The organism is Micromonospora globosa (genome assembly GCF_000717585.1).
Classification (GTDB): domain Bacteria; phylum Actinomycetota; class Actinomycetes; order Mycobacteriales; family Micromonosporaceae; genus Micromonospora; species Micromonospora aurantiaca.
Window position 1 is genome coordinate 217,985 of the sequence record NZ_JNZR01000003.1, and the last position, 18,897, is coordinate 236,881.

Consider the following 18,897-nt stretch of genomic DNA (forward strand, 5'->3'; position numbering starts at 1 on the left):
GCCCGCCGCCGACCGCTCACCAGCCGAAGCAGGTCGCGCCGTACTCGCCCGAGTCCGTGGAGACGACCTTGCCGTTGACGGTGATCCGGCAGGTCACCTCGCCGGACTCGACGGGGCTCGCGATGATCTGCACCCGCTCGCGGTCGTTCGCGGTGAGGCTCAGCCGCCAGGGCGTGTCCACGGCGCCGGGCTGGTGGAAGTTCGCGTCCGCGTCGTAGAACTGCACCTCCGCCTCGCCGTCGGTGGCTGTGACCTCGTACAGGACGGTGAACCTGCCGGGTCCGCCGGACGGGGTGGTGACCGGTCGGGCCGGGGGACCGGTGGGCTCGTCGGCCCATCCGTCGGGCTCGCCGTACAGCGGCCCGTCGTACCGGTCGCCGGAGGCCGTCCCGTCGGTCATGGAGCGGCCGAGGAAGGACAGCCCGACGCAGCCGCAGACGATCAGTGCGAGGACGGTGACGATGCCGATCACCAGACCGGCCACCCAGCCGCCGCCGCTGCGGCGCGGCGGCATGCCCGGATACGCGTACGGCGGCGGGTAGGGCCCGGGCGGGTAGGACCCGGATTTGTGAGGGCCGGGCGGGTAGGCGCCCGGTGTCCAGGCCGGCTGTGCCGAGAAGTCCGGGACGCCGGGCTGGGACGGCCAGCCGGGCGTGGCCGGGAAGCCTGGGGCCTGCGGATCGCCGGAGGCCGGTGGGACGGCCGGGCGTGGCGTGGCGGCCGGGTCGGCCGGAGCCGCCCACCCCGGTTCGCCCACCGGCCGGCCCGTGCCGCTCGGGGACGAGGCCGGGTCGGTTCCGGACGCGCTCTCCGGGCCGGCTGCCGCCCACGGGCTCGGTGCCGGGGGCGGCGACCAGGGCGCGGGCGGCGTCCACGGCTGCGGGGCGGCCAACGGGTCCGGCGGCGTCCAGGACGAGGGCTGCGGCGTGGCCGGCGCGGCGGTCGGGTCGCTCGGTCCGGAGGCCGGTTCGGGGGCGGGGGTCGTCTCGGACATGGGCTCAGCTCACAGGGGTACGGCGCGGACGACCGCGGAACGGTGGGGCCGGGGGACGGCGCCCGGCCTCAATGTAGGCGGTGGCGGCCAGCCGTGCGGTCCCGGCCGGCGGTCCGCGCCCCGCGTCCCGAACCGGTCCGGACGGGCGGAACGACCTGGATGGTGCTTTGTCCGGTAATCGCATCCCCGGCGCTCGGTTCGCTCAAGTTCAGTGATCGTTAACCGCCTTTCCGAGCACGCACGATGAGCGAAACTCGGTTAGGCTGCGGACCATGTGTGGAATCGTGGGTTACGCCGGTGCGCGCCCGGCGCTCGGCATCGTGCTTGACGGACTGCGGCGTCTCGAATACCGCGGCTACGACTCGGCCGGCGTCGCCGTGGTCTGCGAGGACGAGCTGCTGACCGAGAAGAAGGCCGGCAAGCTCGCGAACCTGGAGAAGGTCCTCTCCGAGCGGGCGGCCGACAACCCCGAGGACTGCGCCGCCAGCCCGATTGGCATCGGCGACGGCACCACCGGCATCGGCCACACCCGCTGGGCCACGCACGGCGGCCCGACCGACCGCAACGCCCACCCGCACCTCTCCCCGGACGGCCGGGTCGCGGTGATCCACAACGGCATCATCGAGAACTTCGCGAAGCTGCGCGCCGAGCTGGAGGACGAGGGTGTCGAGTTCGCCAGCGACACCGACACCGAGTGCGCCGCGCACCTGATCGCCCGCGCGCTGGCCGACCTGCGCTCGGCCGGCGAGACCGACAGCCCGGCGCTGCTCGCCGCCGCCATGCGCGTGGTCTGCGCGCGCCTGGAGGGTGCGTTCACGCTGCTCGCCGTCGACGCCGGCATCCCCGGCGCGGTGGTCGGCGCCCGGCGCAACTCGCCTCTGGTCGTCGGCCGGGGCGACGGCGAGAACTACCTGGCCAGCGACGTCGCCGCGTTCATCGAGCACACCCGGGACGCGGTCGAGCTGGGGCAGGACCAGATCGTCCTGATCACCCCGGACAGCATCGACATCACCGACTTCCACGGTCAGCCGGCGAGCGGCACGGACTTCCACATCGACTGGGACTCGTCGGCCGCCGAGAAGGGCGGCTACGACTGGTTCATGCTCAAGGAGATCGAGGAGCAGCCGCAGGCCATCGCCGACACGCTGCTGGGCCGGCTCACCGAGACCGGCGAGATCGCCCTCGACGAGGTCCGCCTCAGCGAGCAGGACCTGCGCGACGTCGACAAGATCTTCATCGTCGCCTGCGGCACCTCCTACCACGCCGGCCTGGTCGCCAAGTACGCCATCGAGCACTGGACCCGCATCCCCTGCGAGGTGGAGCTGGCCAGCGAGTTCCGTTACCGCGACCCGGTGCTGGACCGGTCCACGCTGATCGTGGTGATCTCGCAGTCCGGCGAGACGATGGACACGCTGATGGCGCTGCGCCACGCCAAGGAGCAGAAGGCCCGCGTGCTGGCGATCTGCAACACCAACGGCTCGACCATCCCGCGCGAGTCCGACGCGGTGCTCTACACCCACGGCGGCCCGGAGATCGCCGTCGCCTCCACCAAGGCGTTCCTCACCCAGGTCGTCGCCTGCTACCTGATCGGCCTGCACCTGGCCCAGGTGCGCGGCATCAAGTTCGCCGACGAGGTGGGCGCGGTGGTGGCCCAGCTCCAGGAGATGCCGGGCAAGCTGCGGGAGCTGCTGGACCGCATCGAGCCGGTCCGTGAGCTGGGCCGCGAGCTGAAGTCCGAGCCGACGGTGCTGTTCATCGGCCGGCACGTGGGCTACCCGGTGGCGCTGGAGGGTGCGCTGAAGCTCAAGGAGCTGGCGTACATGCACGCCGAGGGGTTCGCCGCCGGCGAGCTGAAGCACGGCCCGATCTCGCTGATCGACCAGGGCACGCCGGTGATCTGCATCGTGCCCTCCCCGGTCGGCCGGGGCATGCTGCACGACAAGGTCGTCTCCAACATCCAGGAGGTCCGCGCCCGCGGCGCCCGCACCATCGTGATCGCCGAGGAGGGCGACCAGGCGGTGGTCCGCTACGCCGACCACCTGATCTACGTGCCGCGTACGCCGACGCTGCTGGCGCCGCTGGTGACCACGGTGCCGTTGCAGGTGCTGGCCGCCGAGATCGCCGCCGCCCGCGGGCACGACGTCGACCAGCCCCGGAACCTGGCCAAGTCGGTCACTGTCGAGTAGCCGATCTCGTCCACGGTCCCTCCGCTCTCGTCCACGGTCCCTCCGCCCGCACGACGGGTGGAGGGACCGCGTCGTCTCCGGCCTGCCTCTCGGGCGGCCGCCGGACGGCCGCGGACCGGCCGCCGGACGGCCGCGGACCGGTCGCCGGAGGGCCGCGGGCGGTCATCGGCCCAGCACGATCCGGGCCATGCCGTCCAGCGCCGGGTTGTCCGGATCCCAGTAGCCGGTGTGGCCGTGCGGAGCGCTCGGGAAGCGCCTCCCGCCGAAGTCCGGCGCGCTCGGGTCGGCGCCGAACCAGAGTCGCTCGCCGTGCGGGTCGAGCACGGCGAGCGCCGGACCGAGCGGCGTACCCGCGAGCAGCGCGCGGCGGGCCAGCTCGTCCGGTGGGCGGGCCAGCCGGATCACGTCGTCCGGCGCGGTCGACGACCAGACCTGACCGGCGGGCATCCGCAGCTCGGCGGCGTGGTCGACGCCGACGCCCGGCGAGCCGACGAAGACCAGCGCGTCGGCGCCCAACCCGTGGTCGCGGGCGGCGGTGCCGACCACGAGCGAGCCGTAGCTGTGCCCGAGCACCGTCTGCCGGGCCGGTGGGCCTTCGTGCGCGGCCCGCAGCCCGTCCTGGAACCGGTGCAGCGCCGGGCCGGCGTCCTCGGCCTGCCGGGTGCCCGCCGCCTCGGTGAGGAAGCCGGGCGCGTCGTAGTCCAGCCAGAGCACAGCCGCCGCCTCCTCGCCCGGCCCGAGCGCCGCGCATCGCTGCAACACCCGTGCTGCCCGGCCCAGCTCGGCCGGCGCGTCGGCGAGATCCGAGGTCATGCCCGGGACGTACGTGAGCACCGAGGCGGCGCGGTCCGGGTTGCCGAGCGCCACCACCGCGCGGCCGTCGCCGGCCGGGTCGAGCCCCAGCAGGTACGCCCGCGGCGCCCCGCCTGCGGCCAGCCGCTCGCCGAGCCCGTCCAGCCCGCGCAGCGCCGCCTCGACAGCGGCGAGCCGGACCCGCCGGGACGCCTCCAACGGCCCGGCCGGAAGCGGGTGCAGCAGCCCGAGCCGGCGCGCGAGCAACTGCTCCCGCCGGTCGCCGAGCAGTAGCCGGTTCGCCTGGTCCCGGACGGCGGCCGGAAGCCCGTCGAGGCGCCCGATCCGGCCCGGTTCCCGCCCCACCAGCCAGCGCCGCTCGGCCGCGCTCAGGCCGGCCCACCAGCGGCTCACCTCGGCCGGCCCGGCGCCGGGACCGGGCCGCCACGCGGGCGGGACGCTCACCCAGCCGCGTACCGCAGCGGTGGTCAGCTCCGCCAGCCGGCCGGCCGCCTCGCGGTCGGCGGCGCCGGCGAGCGTCAGCGCGCCCCGGATCCCGGCCCGCGCGTCGACCACCGCCGGCCCGGTCTGCCCCGGCGGCCGTGCCGGGTCGGGCCGGACCGCGCCGGTGCGGTCGACGAGCAGGCCACCGGACTCGGCGCGGGCCACCTCGGCGCCGAGCCGGGCCTTCGCCGCGCCCAGCCGGGCGCCGAACTCGGCGAGCACCTGATCGACCTCGACCAGTGCGGGCAGCACGTCGGTGAGATCGGTGCGCAGATCCCCGATGCGCCGCTGCGCGGCAGTCGAGGCCGCACCCGACCACCCGGGGCGGAGCGTGCCGATCCGGGCGGTCAACGCGTCGGCGCGCTGCCGTACCGGCGTGGTGATGCCCCGCCACGCCGCCCCGGCGGTGGACCAGGCGCCCGGATCGGCCCGCCAGAGCTGCGCGTAGCCGACCGGCACGTCCACGGCGTCGGCCGGACCGTCGTTCACCGGAGCACCCCGGTGAGGCGGCGGGCGGCGCGTTCATCGACCGCCTCGTAGCCGTCCGCGCCGCGGCGCAACGCCTGAGCGGTGTCGGCCACCCGGGCGCCGAGCGCGCCGGACCAGCGCCGCACGGCCGACTCCAGTTCGGTCAGCGCCACCGCGGATCGCCAGCCGTCCGGTGCCGCCACCAGCAACGACTCCGGTGCCGCGCCCGGCCCGCGGCCCAGCCGGTACGCGTCGTCGGCCAGCTCGCGCGCCACCGATCGCAGCAGCTCCGGGTCGACGTCTAACGGTTTCTCCACCACGTGCCCTCCCTCGCCCGGCGCCACCGGCCGGCTCCGGACACCGGGACGCTAGGCGGCACCCGGCAGTGGCCGCCGACCCCTGTGGACAACGGTCCGGGTTATCCACAGGGCTTGTTCGCCAGCCGGTCCCGGGCGCGTACCGCCGGTAGGGTGAGGCCGTGATCGGGGGAGCCGCGAGCGGATGCTGAGCCGGCGCGACGAGCGGGGCGGGGTGGCATGAGACAGGTGTGGCGGGTCGCGGACGTTCGCGCGGCGGAGGCGGGCCTGATGGCCACCCTCCCGCCCGGTGCGCTGATGCAGCGGGCGGCGGCCGGGCTGGCCCGCCGCTGCGCGTTGCTGCTCGCCGACCGGGGCGGTGTCTACGGCGCCCGGGTGCTGGTGCTCGCCGGGTCCGGCGACAACGGCGGCGACGCGCTGTTCGCGGGCGCGCATCTGGCCCGCCGGGGCGTGGCGGTGACAGCGCTGCTCCTCACGCCGGGCCGGGCACACGCCGAGGGCCTGGCCGCCCTGCGCGCCGCCGGCGGCCGTGTGGCCGACCGGCCGCCCGCTGTGGTCGACCTGGTGCTCGACGGCATCGTGGGCATCGGCGGCACCGGAGGGCTCCGCGAGACGGCCGAGCAGCTGGCCGCGAGCCTGACCGGGCAGCGCGGGCGCGGCGGCACGCGCGCCACCGTGGTCGCGGTCGACGTGCCGAGCGGCGTCGCTGTCGACACCGGCCACGTCCCGCTCACCGACGCCGGGCGGCCCCGGGCGGTCCGCGCCGACGTGACAGTCGCCTTCGGCGCGCTCAAGCCCGCACTGGTCGTCGGGCCGGCCGCCGAGCTGGCCGGCGAGGTCGAGCTGGTCGACATCGGGCTGACGCCGTGGCTGCGCGGCACGCCGGCGCTCCAGGTGATCGAGCAGACGGACGTGGCCGACTGGTGGCCGGCGCTGGGCGCGTCGTCGGAGAAGTACACCAGGGGCGTAGTAGGCGTCGCCACCGGGTCGGCCACCTACCCCGGCGCCGCCGTGCTCTCGGTCGCCGGGGCGCTCGCCGGTCCCACCGGCCTGGTCCGCTACGCCGGTAGCGCCGAGGGCGAGGTGCTGCACCAGCATCCGTCGGTGATCGCCACCGGCCGGGTCGCCGACGCCGGCCGGGTGCAGGCGTGGGTCTGCGGCTCCGGGCTCGGCACCGGCGAGGACTCCGCCGCCGAGCTGCGCGCGGTGCTCGCCGCGCCGGTGCCGGTGGTGCTCGACGCGGACGCGCTGACGCTGCTCGTCGATGGCAAGCTGGCCGACCGGCTGCGCGGCCGGGACGCGCCGATCGTGGTGACGCCGCACGACCGGGAGTACGCCCGGCTCTGCGGCGAGATGCCGGGGGACGACCGGGTCGCCGCCGCGCTGCGGCTGGCCGCCTGGATGAACGCGGTGGTGCTGCTCAAGGGCGACCGTACGGTCATCGGCACGCCCGACGGCCGCGCGTACGTGAACCCGACCGGCACCCCGGTGCTCGCCACCGGTGGCACCGGCGACGTGCTGGCCGGGCTGCTCGGTTCGCTGCTCGCCGCCGGGCTGGCCCCGGAACGGGCGGCCGCCGCGGCGGCGTACCTGCACGGGCTGGCCGGGCGGGAGGCGGCGCGCGGCGGTCCGGTGACCGCGCCCGACGTGGCCGCGGCGTTGCGTCCGGTACTGGCCCGGCTGGGCTGATCCGGGCGGCGGCGCCCGGTGGCGGCGGGCACCGCCCGCACGGCTCACGGCGCTGATGATCACTGACGGAAGTAGGCTGAGGACATGTGGCAGTCGGAGGTGCGCGTCGACCTGGACGCGATCCGGGAGAACGTGACCCGGCTCAAGGCCGGCACCAGCGCCGAACTGATGGCGGTGGTCAAGGGCGACGGGTACGGCCACGGCATGGTGCCGGCCGCCCGCGCGGCGCTCGACGCCGGGGCGGACCAGCTCGGCGTCTGCACGCTGGACGAGGCGCTGCGGCTGCGCGAGGAGGGCATCACCGCGCCGGTGCTGGCCTGGCTGCTCAGCCCCGGGCTGCCGCTGCACGACGGGATCACCGTCGGCGTCGACCTTGGCTGCGCCGGCCTCACCCAGCTCGACGAGATGATCCAGGCGAGCCGCCGGGCGGACCGCCCGGCCCGGCTGCACCTCAAGATCGACACCGGGCTGGCCCGGGGTGGCGCCACCGTCGCCGACTGGCCGGCGCTGCTGGAGGCCGCCGCGAAGGCCCAGGCCGACGGTCTGGTCGAGGTGGTCGGCGTGTGGAGCCACTTCGTGTACGCGGACTCGCCCGGTCACCCCACCACCGACCGCCAGCTCGCCGTGTTCCAGGAGGGGCTGGAGATGGTGACGCGTGCCGGTCTGCGTCCGCGCTACCGGCACCTGGCCAACTCGGCCGCCACGCTGACCCGGCCGGACACCCACTTCGACCTGGTCCGGCCCGGCATCGCCGTCTACGGCCTGTCGCCGGTCGCGGGCGAGCAGTTCGGTCTGCGTCCCGCCATGACCGCCCGCGCCCGGGTGATGCTCACCAAACGGGTGGCGGCCGGCACCGGCGTCTCCTACGGCCACACCTACCTCACCGAGCAGGAGGCCAACCTCGCGGTGGTGCCGCTCGGCTACGCCGACGGGGTGCCGCGGCACGCCTCCAACACCGGCCCGGTGCAGCTCGCCGGCAAGCGCCGGACCATCTCCGGGCGGGTCTGCATGGACCAGTTCGTGGTCGACTGCGGCGACGACGAGGTGACCGACGGCGACGTGGCGACGCTGTTCGGCAGCGGCGCGGACGGCGAGCCCACCGCCGACGACTGGGCCGAGGCGGTCGGCACCATCAACTACGAGATCGTGACCCGCTTCGGCGGTGTGCGCGTGCCCCGCGTCTACGACGGCGAGCACGCATGAGTGTCCGGTTGCCGCGACCGCGTACCGCTGCCGGCAAGGTGGCCGGGCTGGTCGGCGCCGCCGTCGGCGTTGCCGCCGCCGGGCTCGCGGCGGGCGTGGTCAGCGAGCGGGTGCTGGTCCGCCGGCTCAAGAACGACCCCACCGACAGGTACGCCGACGAGGTCTTCGGTGAGCAGCGTTACGACGAGGCGTACCGGCTGGAGATGCCGGACGGCACCGACATCCACGTCGAGGTGGTCGAGCCGACCCGCCCTGTCGCAGGGCACCCGACTGTGGTGCTGGTGCACGGGTTCTGCCTGGACATGGGCACGTTCCACTTCCAGCGCAAGCGGCTCGCCGAGCGCGGCGACTACCGGGTGGTCGCGTACGACCAGCCGGGGCACGGCAGCTCCGGCCGGCTGGAGAGCGGCGAGTACGACCTGACCGCGCTGGGCCACACGCTGCGCCGGGTGCTCGACGAGGTGGCCCCGGACGGCCCGCTGGTGCTGGTCGGGCATTCGATGGGCGGCATGACGATCATGGCGCTGGCCGAGCTGTACCCGGAGATGTTCGGTGACCGCGTGGTCGGCACCGTGCTGATGGCCACCTCGGGCGGCCTCGCGGCGGAGACCAAGCTGGTGGCGCCCGCGCTGCTCGGCCGCGTCGGCTCGCCGGTGCTCTACATGATGAGCAACGCCACCCGGTACGGCGGGACCGTGATCGACCGGGCGCGCCGGTCGACGTCGAACGTGGCCTGGCTGCTCACCCGCAAGTACGGCTTCGGCACGTCGAAGCCGAGCCCGGCCCTGGTGTCGTACGTCGAGATGATGAACTCGCGCACCTCGGCCGACACGGTCACCCGCTACCTGCGCACGATCGCCACCCACTCCCGGTTCCCGGCGCTTGCGGCGCTGGCCGGCACGCCGGTGCTGGTGATCGTGGGCGACAAGGACATGATCACGCCGGTGACGCACTCCGAGGAGATCGTCCGGCGGCTGCCGCACGCCGAGTTCGTGAAGATCAACGACAGTGGGCACGTGGTGATGCTGGAGCACGCCGACGAGGTGAACGTGGCGCTGGAGAGGTTCCTGGACTCGCTATGACAGTGGTCGTGGAGCTGAAGACGGTCGACGACACCCACGAGTTCGGGCGGCGGCTGGCCGGGGTGCTGCGGGCCGGTGACCTGCTGCTGCTCAGCGGCCCGCTCGGCGCCGGCAAGACCGCGCTGACCCAGGGCATCGGCGCCGGCCTCGGCGTACGCGGGGACATCACCTCGCCCACCTTCGTCATCGCCCGGGTGCACCGGCCCGACCCGGCGCGGGGCGGCCGGGTGACGCTCGTGCACGCCGACGCGTACCGCCTGGGTGAGGCCGCCGACCCGCGCGCGGAGATCGACGACCTCGACCTGGACGCCTCGGTTGACGAGGCGGTCACCGTGGTGGAGTGGGGCGAGGGGATGGTCGAGCAGCTGGTCGACGCGCACCTGCGGGTACGCATCGACCGCCGCGACGACGACACCCGGGCGGTCACGCTGGAGCCGGTCGGCGGCGACTGGACCGCCCGGGTCGCCGAACTGTCCTAGGGCTGAAGGGGCATCGTCCAGCAGTTGGAGTAGGCGGTGCGCCCGGCGAGCCGGTCGGTCAGCCAGGCCACCGCGTCGCCCTGGTCGGTGATGAGCGGCGCCAGGTGGTTGGTGAGGAGCTTGTCACCGAGGTTGGGCAGGCTGACGGCCTGGTAGGTCACGTTGGCACCCTTGCGGCACCAGTCGACCGCCAGTTGACGGGCCTGCCGGTGGGGCACGATGTCGTCCTGGACGCCGGTCGCCACGCGTACCGGCCCGGCGGGCTTGAGCGTGCCGATGCGCTGCCGGTCGAGGACGGCGGCTGCCTCGGGCGAGGCGGCGATGACAGCGGTGAGGGACCGGCCGCCGGTGATCCACCTGCTGCTCTTGGTGAACGCGTACCGGAGGATGGCGTCACCGACGCACATGGTCGAGGTGTCGGTGAGCGCCGCCCGGCCGGCGTCGTTGACGTTCGCCTCGATGACGTCCCGCACCGCCGGGTCGGACTGGGCGAAGCCGTTGAGCGACCAGCCCAGCGCCCCGGCCAGCGCGCTGCCGTCGATGCCGCCGATGACAGCGGTCAGGTCGGCTGGCGGCGCGCCGACGTAGGTGCCGGCCAGTGGCACGTCGGGCGCGTAGGTGGGCTGGAGTTCGGCGGCTGCGGCGCTGGCGCCGCCACCCTGGCTGTAGCCGTACAGACCGACGCGGGACCGGTCGGTGACCGACGCGCCCGGCACGGTGCGGGCGGCGCGGGCCGCGTCGAGCAGGGCACGTCCCTCGTCGAGGCGGTTGACGTACGTGTGCAGCCGGTCGGTCGCGCCCAGCCCGACGTAGTCGGTGACGACGACCGCGGCGCCGGTGGCGAGGAGGCGGTAGATCGCCAGGGCCTCGTAGCCGACGGACAGGGTGTCGCCGGTGAGGGTGAGCGGGTGTTGCAGGGCGAACGAGGGCGCGCACTGGTCGCCCTGCCCCATGGTGCCGGAGGCGACGGCGACCAGCGGGCGCGGGCCGGTGCCCCGCCACGCCGCCGACGGTTCGATGTAGGCGCCGGTCACGCCGACGGCCCGGCCGTTGGAGTCGGTGGACCGGTACATCAGGCGGGTGGCGGTGCCGGGCATCGGGCGGCCGTCGAGCCCGGGGATGCTGAGCCCGAGCGGCAGCGGCTCGGTACGGATCAGCGTGCCGTTGGTGGCGGGCAGGTCGGCGGGCGGGTGGTAGAAGGCGGGGATCGTCACGCCGCGGGAGACCACCGGCGTGGTGCCGTCGGCGGCTGCGGCTGCGCCGGATCCGGCCAGGTAGGTGGCTGCCGCCGCGGCGACGGCCAGCATCCGGAGGCCGGTCGTGCGGCGGGGGGAGGGGGCGGCGGAGGGCATGCGGGGACGGGTGTTTCTCCTGCTCACGGGCACTCCTAGCGAGCATCGATGGTGGTGGATGCAAGCTAGCAGTGGCGGTGTGGCGTAAGTAACTTGCCAGTAGGTTACGCTCCGGTAACTTTTCTCGTCCAGTACCCGGCCCTGCCGCCGCCCGGGAGTGTCGGTCGCGGCTGGTAAGAAGATGGCGACCGACGAGGAGAGGTTGCCGATGCCCGACGCCCCCACCCTGGACCTGCCGGCGCTGCTGCCGGAGGCCTGGCGTGCCGTGCTCACCCCCCACCTGGACCCGGCCCGCACCGCGGCGCTGGCCGAGTTCGTCGCCCGGGAGTACGCGACCGCCACTGTCTTCCCGCCGCTGGAGGACCTCTTCTCCGCCTACCGGCTGTGCGGGCCGGCCGACACCCGGGTGCTGATCCTCGGGCAGGACCCGTACCACAAGGCGGGCCAGGCGCACGGGCTGAGCTTCAGCGTGCGCGCGGGGGTGGCGGTGCCGCCGTCGCTGCGCAACGTCTTCAAGGAGCTGGGCGAGGACCTGGGCGTGCCGAAGCCGCGCAGCGGCAACCTCGACGGCTGGGCCGCGCAGGGCGTCCTGCTGCTCAACTCGGTGCTGACGGTCCGGCAGGCCACGCCCGGCTCGCACGCCAACAAGGGCTGGGAGGAGTTCACCGACGCCACCATCCGGGCGCTCGACGCGCTCGACCAGCGCGTGGTCTTCCTGCTCTGGGGCGGCTACGCGCGCAAGAAGGCGGCGCTGGTGACCAACCCGCAGCACGTGGTGCTGGAGGCCGGGCACCCGAGCCCGATGAACCCGCGCGGCTTCCTCGGCAGCCGCCCGTTCAGCGCTGCTAACAAGGCGCTGGCCGACGCGGGGCTGCCCACCGTCGACTGGGAGCGCTCAGCCGGCTGACCCGCCCGGCGCCTCGCCCGCCGCGGCGAGGCGCCGGCGGTACCGGGACAGCAGCTCGGCCGTGCGCTGGTCGGTCACCTCCACCTCGACCAGCGGCTCGACCGGGTACGTACGTTCACCGAGGCGGACCTCGATGGGCTCGGGCAGTTCCTCGCACATCCGGGCCCGCAGCTCGCCGTAGCGGGTCAGCCAGCGGTGCTCGCCCGGCTCTTCGGGCTCCGTGTGGATGCCGCCCCACACCTGCCATCGAGCGTCCCAGCGCTGCGCGTAGATCCGATCGAGGAGCGCGCTGAACTGCGGCGAGTCCCGCCAGCGCACCGCGATCTCGACCGCGTCCACCGGCAGCGGCGCGCCCTGCAGCAGTGCCGCCGTGCCGCCCGACAGTACGTACGGCAGGTCGCCCAGGGCGTCCATGATCCGGTCCAGCCGGAGGACTTCGATCCGCTCGGCAAGCACCGTCCCGGCCATCTCGTCCAGCGCGGCGTCCAGGTGGCTGTCCAGCGGCTCGACCTCGATCCGCAGTTGCCGGCCGAGCGCGGCGAGCAGGCGTTCCGCGGCGGTCAGGCTCGGCAGCCGGTCGCCGCGTTCGATCCGGGCGATGGCGGCCTGACTGAGCCCGGACCGGGCGGCCAGAGCCTGCTGGGTGAGCCCTGCCTGTTCGCGTTCACGCCGCAAGGTCCGGGCGATTTCTCGAACGAGGCGACTCTCCGTCATCTCCGGAGAATGGCAGTCCTCTTCTTAGCCTTATGCCTCTGAGTCATATTTATGACCCAGAGGCATAAGGCTCTCACCTCTTCTCTTTGATCCGGGCGCTACGCATCGTGACCGGACGAGCGGCGAGGGCGTGCCGGGGGCGTGCCGGGAGCGTGCCGAGGGCGTGCCGGGGGCGTGCCGGGGGCGGACGGGGCGGACGGAGCGGACGGCTAGGCTGGCTTACCGTGCTGGTACTCGTGGTGGACTCCTCGACGCCCGCGGTGACCGCGGCCCTTGCCGAGGTCTCGGCGGACGGCGTCGCGGTCCGCGCGTCCCGGTGCACCGTCGACGCCCGCGCCCACGGCGAGCTGCTCGCGCCGCAGGTCGACGCCGTGCTGGCGGACGTCGGTGCACGGCCCGCCGACCTGGCCGCTATCGTCGCCGGCCTCGGCCCGGGCCCGTTCACCGGGCTGCGCGTCGGGCTGGTCACCGCCGCCACCATGGGTCAGGTGCTCGGCGTACCCACGTACGGCGTCTGCTCGCTGGACGGGCTCGGCCACCCGGCGGCCGCCGGCGAGCCGGTGCTGGCGGCGAGCGACGCGCGGCGCCGGGAGATCTACTGGGCCGTCTACGACGGCGCCGGCCGGCGCCTGGCCGGGCCGGAGGTGGCCGCCCCGGCGGTGGTCGCGGAGCGGGCGCGCGACCTTGCGGTCACCGTCGCGGTCGGCGACGGCGCGCACCGGTACGCGGACGTGCTGGGGCTGCCGGTACGCGACGAGCCGCGCTACCCGGACCCGCTGGCGCTGGCCCGTCTCGCCGCGCCGCGGATCCGCGCGGGCGCGCCCGGCGAGACGCTCACCCCGCTCTACCTGCGCCGCCCGGACGCGGTCGCGGCCACCGGCCACAAGCCGGTCCTGCCATGAGGCTGGGCCGGTTCCGCTGGTGGCACATCGACGAGGTGCTGCCCATCGAGGCGGACCTCTTCGGCGCCGAGCAGTGGTCGGCGGCGATGTTCTGGAACGAACTCGCCAACGGGCACTTCTACCTGGTCGCCACCGACGACGACGGCGCCGTCCTCGGCTACGCCGGGCTGGCCGTGTCCCCGCCCGACGAGGCGTGGGTGCAGAACGTCGCGGTCCGCCGGGACGCCCACCGCCGGGGGATCGGCCGGCTGCTGCTGGAGGCGCTGCTCGCCGAGGCGGCCCGGTGCGGCGCCCGCAGCACGCTGCTGGAGGTCGCCGCGGACAACGCGCCCGCGCAACGGCTCTACGCCACCTACGGGTTCGAGCCGATCGGCGTACGGCGCGGCTACTACCAACCGAGCAACACCGACGCGCTGGTCATGCAGCGCAACGAGGACTGACGCGCATGGCTGACGAACCCCTGATCCTCGGCATCGAGACCTCCTGCGACGAGACCGGCGTGGGCATCGTGCGCGGGCACACGCTGCTCGCCGACGCGCTCGCCTCCAGCGTCGAGGAGCACGCCCGGTTCGGCGGCGTGGTGCCCGAGGTGGCCAGCCGCGCCCACCTGGAGGCCATCGTGCCGACCATGGACCGGGCGCTGCGCGAAGCCGGCGTCACCATCGCCGACATCGACGCCATCGCCGTGACCTCCGGGCCGGGCCTGGCCGGCGCGCTGCTCGTCGGGGTCGCCGCCGCCAAGGGGTACGCGGTCGCGGCGGAGAAGCCGGTGTACGGCGTGAACCACCTCGCCGCGCATGTGGCGGTGGACACGCTCGAACACGGCCCGCTGCCCGAGCCCGCGATCGCGCTGCTGGTCTCCGGCGGGCACTCCTCGCTGCTGCGCGTCGACGACCTGGCCCGCGACGTGGTCCCGCTCGGCGCCACCATCGACGACGCCGCCGGCGAGGCGTTCGACAAGGTGGCCCGGCTGCTCGGGCTGCCGTTCCCCGGCGGGCCGTACATCGACCGCGAGGCGCGGGCCGGTGACCCGGCGTCGATCGCCTTCCCGCGCGGGCTGACCGCGGCGAAGGACCTGGTCGGACACCGGTACGACTTCTCCTTCTCCGGCCTGAAGACGGCTGTCGCCCGCTGGGTGGAGGCGCGGCAGCGGGCCGGTGAGCCGGTGCCGGTCGCCGACGTGGCGGCATCCTTCCAGGAGGCGGTCTGCGACGTGCTCGTCGGCAAGGCGATCGACGCCTGCCGCAGCAGCGGCATCGACACGCTGGTCATCGGCGGCGGAGTGGCGGCCAACTCCCGGCTGCGGGCGATGGCCGAGCAGCGGGCCGGCAGGCACGGCATCCGGGTGCGTACGCCCCGGCCGAAGCTCTGCACGGACAACGGCGCGATGGTGGCCGCGCTCGGCTCCCACCTGGTCGCCGCGGGCGTCGCGCCGAGCCGGCTGGACCTGCCGGCCGACTCGGCGATGCCGCTGACAGTGGTCAGCGTGTGAGCGGGGAGGGGACCGACATGATCGTCCGCATGTGGGAGGCCAAGGCCGAGCCGTACGGCTTCGCCGACCTGATCACCTGGGTCTGCGAGACCGCGCTGCCCGAGTTCGAGCACGACCCGATGCACGTCTCCAGCGAGGTGTTCTCCTCCACCGACCACCGGCTGGTGGTCGTCTCCAAGTGGCGGAACAGCCCTCGGGAGCTGCCCGAGCCGCCGGCGCGCCTGATCGCCCGCCCGCCGCACAGCTGGGACTTCACGCAGGTCGACCGCTGACGCGAGGGTCGTCACGGCCGCCGGAATTGGTTGGCGCGCGGGTCGCCCCGGCACCTAGCGTCGGTGCGCCATGCGCTTCTCACCGGCCGGCGATCCCGGCACCCCCGACGCGCGGTCGGCCACCCGATATCTCGTGTGGCTCGCCGGGCGACATCCCGTCATCTTCGGCGCCGGGCTCGCGCTCGGCGTGATCTGGATGCTGGCCCAGGCGCTGGTGCCGGCCGTGCTCGGCCGCGCCGTGGAAGCCGGCCTGGCCCAACGCGACCCGGACGCGCTGGTGCGCTGGAGTCTGGCCCTGCTCGGGCTGGGTCTGGTGCAGGCCGTCGCCGGGATCCTGCGCCACCGCTGCGCGGTGCACAACTGGCTCGGCGCCGCCTACCGCACCGTGCAGGTCACGGTGGACGCCACGAACCGCCTCGGCGCGGCGCTGCCCCGGCGGGTCGCGGCGGGCGAGGTGGTGAGTATCGGCACCGCCGACATCGAGCACATCGGCAGCGCCATCGACATCACCGCCCGGGGCGCCGGCTCGGTGGTCGGCATCGTCACCGTGGCGGTGATCCTGCTCAGCGCCTCCCAGCCGCTCGGCCTCGTGGTGGTGCTCGGGGTGCCGCTGCTGATGGCGCTCGTGGCGTTGCTGATCCGCCCGCTGCACCGGCAGCAGGCCGCGTACCGGGACTCGACCGGCCGGCTCACCGCCCGGGCCGCGGACATCGTCTCGGGCCTGCGCGTACTGCGCGGAGTCGGCGGCGAGCCGGTGCTGTCCGAGCGCTACCGGCAACGCTCGCAGGCGTTGCGCGCGGACGGGCTGCGGGTGGCGCGGGTCGAGTCGCTGTTGCAGGCGGCGCAGATCCTGCTGCCCGGCGTCTTCGTGGTGCTGGTGACCTGGCTGGGCGCCCGGTTCGCGCTGCGCGGCGAGATCAGCGCCGGCGAGCTGGTCTCGTTCTACGGCTACACCGCGTTCCTGGTCAGCCCACTGCGCAACCTCACCGAGGCGGCCGACAAGCTGACCCGGGGACACGTCGCGGCCCGCCGGGTCGTCCGGTTGCTGCGGCTCGCGCCGGAGTTCACCGACCCGGCCACCCCGGTGCCGGTGCCGGCCGGGCCGGGCGAGCTGGCGGACGTACGTTCCGGACTGGTGCTGCGACCGGGCCGGCTGACCGCGCTGGCCGCCGCCACCCCGCAGGACGCCACCGAGATCGCCGACCGGCTCGGCCGCTACGCCGACGGGGACGTCACGCTGCACGGCGTACCGCTGCGGGACGTGGCGCTGGCGACGGTGCGGGAGCGGATCCTGGTGGCCGACAACGACGCGCAGCTGTTCAGCGGCGTGCTGCGCACGGAGCTTGACCCGCACGACCGGGCCGAGCCCGGCGCCGTGGCGGCGGCGCTGGCCGCGGCGAGTGCCACCGACATCGTCGAGGCGCTGCCCGGCGGCCTGGACGGCGAGGTCGCCGAACGCGGCCGGGAGTTCTCCGGCGGGCAGCGGCAACGGCTGCGGCTGGCCCGCGCGCTCGTCGCCGACCCGGAGACGTTGATCCTGGTCGAGCCGACCAGCGCGGTGGACGCGCACACCGAGGCGCGCATCGCCGAACGGCTCGGCCCGGCCCGCCGCGGCCGCACCACGCTCGTCTGCACCACGAGCCCGCTGGTGCTCGGTCACGCCGACCACGTGGTCTTCGTCGAGGACGGCAAGGTCGTCGCCGAGGGCCGGCACGAGGAACTGCTCGCCGGCGAGCCGCGCTACGCCGCCACGGTGAGCCGGGAGGAGGACCGATGAGCAACGCGCTGCCCGTCGCCGACATCGCCCAGGTCCGCCGGTACGTGCGCGAGCTGATCCGCCGTCACCCGCGTGGCCTGGCCGTCGCGCTCGGCCTGCACGCGCTCGCCGCCGGCGCCGGGCTCGTCGCCCCGCGCCTGCTCGGTGACCTGGTGGAGGGGATCTCCCAGGGCATCGCCGCGACGACTGTGGACCGGGTCGTGGCGGCCATCGCCGCGTTCGTGGTGGTGCAGGCGGTGCTGGTCCGCTTCGCGCACCTCGCCTCGGCCCGGCTCGGTGAGCGGGTGCTCGCCGAGCTGCGGGAGGAGTTCGTCGACCGGGTGCTCGCGCTGCCGCTCGCCACTGTGGAGCGGGCCGGCACCGGCGATCTGCTCACCCGCACCTCGCGGGACGTCGCCGCGCTGTCCCGCACGGTCCGGTTCGCCGGGCCGGAGACGCTCATCGCCGCGCTGACCGTGCTGCTGATCCTGGGCGCGCTGGTGCTGACCGGCCCGCTGCTGGCGCTGCCCAGCCTGCTGGCGGTGCCGGTGCTGTGGGCGGGCACGCGCTGGTACCTGCGCCGCGCGCCGCAGGGCTACCTGCGGGAGAACGCCGCCTACTCGGACATCACCGACGGGATCAGCGAGACGGTCGAGGGGGCGCGGACCACCGAGGCGCTGCGGCAGGCGGCCCGCCGCCGGGCCCGCGGCGACGCGGACATCAGCCGGTCGTACGCGGCCGAGCGCTACACGCTCTACCTGCGGACCGTGTTCTGGCCGGTGGCCGAGTTCGGCTACCTGGTGCCGATGGTGGCGACCCTGCTCATCGGCGGCTGGTTCCACCTGAAGGGCTGGGCCAGCCTCGGCCAGGTCACCGCCGCCACGCTCTACGCCCAGCAGCTCACCGACCCGATCGAGCGGCTGCTCGGCTGGCTGGACGAGTTCCAGGTCGGAGGCGCCTCGCTGGCCCGGCTGCTCGGGGTGGCCGCTGAACCGGACGAGCGCGCCAAGGCATTCGCCACGCCGGACGAGCGCGCCGCCGCTGCAGGCAGTGCGGGCGGCGCGGGCCGGCTCGCCGCGCACGACGTCCGGTACGCGTACCGCCCGGGTCACGACGTGCTGCACGGCGTGACGCTGGAACCCCGCCCGGGGGAGCGGCTCGCGATGGTCGGCCCGTCCGGGGCGGGCAAGTCGACGCTGGGCCGGCTGCTGGCGGGCGTGCACGCGCCGAGCGCCGGCACTGTGACAGTGGACGGCCGGCCGCTCGCCGGAATGCCCCTGGCCGAGCTGCGTACCCATGTCGCGCTCGTCAGTCAGGAGCACCACGTGTTCATCGGGACGCTCGCCGACAACGTGGCGATGGTCCGGCCGGAAGCCGACCCGGCTCGGGTACGCGCGGCGCTGGCCGCGGTCGACGCGCTGGACTGGGCGCTGGCCCTGCCGGACGGGCTCGACACGGCGGTCGGGGCGGGCGGCCACCCGCTCACCCCCGCGCAGGCGCAGCAGCTCGCGCTGGCCCGGCTGGTGCTCGCCGACCCGCACACGCTGGTGCTGGACGAGGCCACCTCGCTGATCGACCCGCGGGCGGCCCGGGCACTGGAACGGTCGCTGGCGGCGGTGCTGCACGGCCGTACCGTCGTCGCCATCGCGCACCGGCTCTTCTCCGCGCACGACGCGGACCGCGTGGCGGTGGTCGCCGACGGGCGGATCACCGAGCTGGGATCACACGACGAGCTGGTCGCGGCCGGTGGCTCGTACGCCGCGCTGTGGCGCTCCTGGCACGGCTGAG

General features: G+C 74.9%; 17 protein-coding genes. 12 read left to right on the forward strand and 5 right to left on the reverse strand.

What is annotated here, in order from left to right:
* Nucleotides 1–16: 16 nt before the first annotated feature.
* Complete coding sequence (locus IF06_RS0105490; RefSeq protein WP_013473664.1) at nt 17–994, reverse strand: MmpS family transport accessory protein; 978 nt, start codon at nt 992–994, stop codon at nt 17–19.
* A 272-nt stretch (nt 995–1,266) separates the two neighbouring features.
* On the opposite strand from IF06_RS0105490, the gene glmS reads away from it, so the two are divergent.
* Nucleotides 1,267–3,180 (forward strand): glutamine--fructose-6-phosphate transaminase (isomerizing), encoded by a 1,914-nt coding sequence (gene glmS / locus IF06_RS0105495; RefSeq protein WP_013288568.1) that lies wholly within the window; start codon nt 1,267–1,269, stop codon nt 3,178–3,180.
* A 162-nt stretch (nt 3,181–3,342) separates the two neighbouring features.
* On the opposite strand, the gene IF06_RS0105500 is transcribed toward glmS, so the two are convergent.
* Together IF06_RS0105500 and IF06_RS0105505 are read right to left on the reverse strand one after the other, a co-directional pair.
* Complete coding sequence (locus tag IF06_RS0105500; protein WP_013473663.1) at nt 3,343–4,965, reverse strand: alpha/beta hydrolase; 1,623 nt, start codon at nt 4,963–4,965, stop codon at nt 3,343–3,345.
* Nucleotides 4,962–5,261, reverse strand: a complete 300-nt coding sequence (locus IF06_RS0105505) for a type VII secretion target (protein ID WP_232236622.1) — start codon at nt 5,259–5,261, stop codon at nt 4,962–4,964. Before IF06_RS0105505 ends, IF06_RS0105500 begins: the two co-directional genes overlap by 4 nt.
* A 219-nt stretch (nt 5,262–5,480) precedes the next feature.
* Between IF06_RS0105505 and IF06_RS0105510 the strand changes: the two genes are divergently transcribed.
* The 4 genes from IF06_RS0105510 (at nt 5,481) to tsaE (ending at nt 9,714) form a co-directional block, all read left to right on the forward strand.
* Nucleotides 5,481–6,950 (forward strand): NAD(P)H-hydrate dehydratase, encoded by a 1,470-nt coding sequence (locus tag IF06_RS0105510; protein ID WP_030269389.1) that lies wholly within the window; start codon nt 5,481–5,483, stop codon nt 6,948–6,950.
* Between the two features lie 84 nt (nt 6,951–7,034).
* Nucleotides 7,035–8,153 (forward strand): alanine racemase, encoded by a 1,119-nt coding sequence (alr, locus tag IF06_RS0105515; RefSeq protein WP_030269390.1) that lies wholly within the window; start codon nt 7,035–7,037, stop codon nt 8,151–8,153.
* Nucleotides 8,150–9,235, forward strand: a complete 1,086-nt coding sequence (locus IF06_RS0105520; RefSeq protein ID WP_013288563.1) for an alpha/beta fold hydrolase — start codon at nt 8,150–8,152, stop codon at nt 9,233–9,235. The genes alr and IF06_RS0105520 overlap by 4 nt, the downstream gene beginning before the upstream one ends.
* Entirely contained in the window at nt 9,232–9,714 is a 483-nt protein-coding gene (tsaE, locus tag IF06_RS0105525; RefSeq protein WP_030269392.1) for a tRNA (adenosine(37)-N6)-threonylcarbamoyltransferase complex ATPase subunit type 1 TsaE, read from the forward strand. Before IF06_RS0105520 ends, tsaE begins: the two co-directional genes overlap by 4 nt.
* Here tsaE and IF06_RS0105530 read toward each other — a convergent pair.
* A complete protein-coding gene (locus IF06_RS0105530) occupies nt 9,711–11,093 on the reverse strand; it encodes a lipase family protein (protein WP_030269394.1) in 1,383 nt (460 codons plus the stop codon). The genes tsaE and IF06_RS0105530 overlap by 4 nt on opposite strands.
* A gap of 181 nt (nt 11,094–11,274) precedes the next feature.
* Here IF06_RS0105530 and ung point away from each other — a divergent pair, with 181 nt between their 5' ends.
* Complete coding sequence (gene ung / locus IF06_RS0105535) at nt 11,275–11,973, forward strand: uracil-DNA glycosylase (protein WP_030269396.1); 699 nt, start codon at nt 11,275–11,277, stop codon at nt 11,971–11,973.
* Here the strand turns inward: ung and IF06_RS0105540 are convergent.
* Nucleotides 11,962–12,687: a helix-turn-helix domain-containing protein gene (locus IF06_RS0105540; RefSeq protein ID WP_030269398.1), complete on the reverse strand. Its 726-nt coding sequence runs from the start codon at nt 12,685–12,687 to the stop codon at nt 11,962–11,964. The genes ung and IF06_RS0105540 overlap by 12 nt on opposite strands.
* A 224-nt stretch (nt 12,688–12,911) precedes the next feature.
* On the opposite strand from IF06_RS0105540, the gene tsaB reads away from it, so the two are divergent.
* The 6 genes from tsaB (at nt 12,912) to IF06_RS0105570 (ending at nt 18,896) form a co-directional block, all read left to right on the forward strand.
* A complete protein-coding gene (gene tsaB, locus IF06_RS0105545; RefSeq protein WP_013288558.1) occupies nt 12,912–13,589 on the forward strand; it encodes a tRNA (adenosine(37)-N6)-threonylcarbamoyltransferase complex dimerization subunit type 1 TsaB in 678 nt (225 codons plus the stop codon).
* The gene (gene rimI, locus IF06_RS0105550; RefSeq protein ID WP_030269400.1) at nt 13,586–14,029 is read left to right on the forward strand and encodes a ribosomal protein S18-alanine N-acetyltransferase; all 444 of its coding nucleotides are present in this window, start codon (nt 13,586–13,588) and stop codon (nt 14,027–14,029) included. Before tsaB ends, rimI begins: the two co-directional genes overlap by 4 nt.
* Nucleotides 14,030–14,034: 5 nt before the next feature.
* Nucleotides 14,035–15,081, forward strand: a complete 1,047-nt coding sequence (gene tsaD / locus IF06_RS0105555) for a tRNA (adenosine(37)-N6)-threonylcarbamoyltransferase complex transferase subunit TsaD (protein ID WP_013288556.1) — start codon at nt 14,035–14,037, stop codon at nt 15,079–15,081.
* 17 nt (nt 15,082–15,098) lie between these two features.
* Nucleotides 15,099–15,353, forward strand: a complete 255-nt coding sequence (locus IF06_RS0105560; RefSeq protein ID WP_013288555.1) for a hypothetical protein — start codon at nt 15,099–15,101, stop codon at nt 15,351–15,353.
* A gap of 70 nt (nt 15,354–15,423) precedes the next feature.
* Complete coding sequence (locus tag IF06_RS0105565; protein WP_013288554.1) at nt 15,424–17,130, forward strand: ABC transporter ATP-binding protein; 1,707 nt, start codon at nt 15,424–15,426, stop codon at nt 17,128–17,130.
* On the forward strand, nt 17,127–18,896 hold the full coding sequence (locus IF06_RS0105570; protein WP_013288553.1) for an ABC transporter ATP-binding protein: 1,770 nt from the start codon (nt 17,127–17,129) through the stop codon (nt 18,894–18,896). The genes IF06_RS0105565 and IF06_RS0105570 overlap by 4 nt, the downstream gene beginning before the upstream one ends.
* Nucleotide 18,897: the final 1 nt, after the last annotated feature.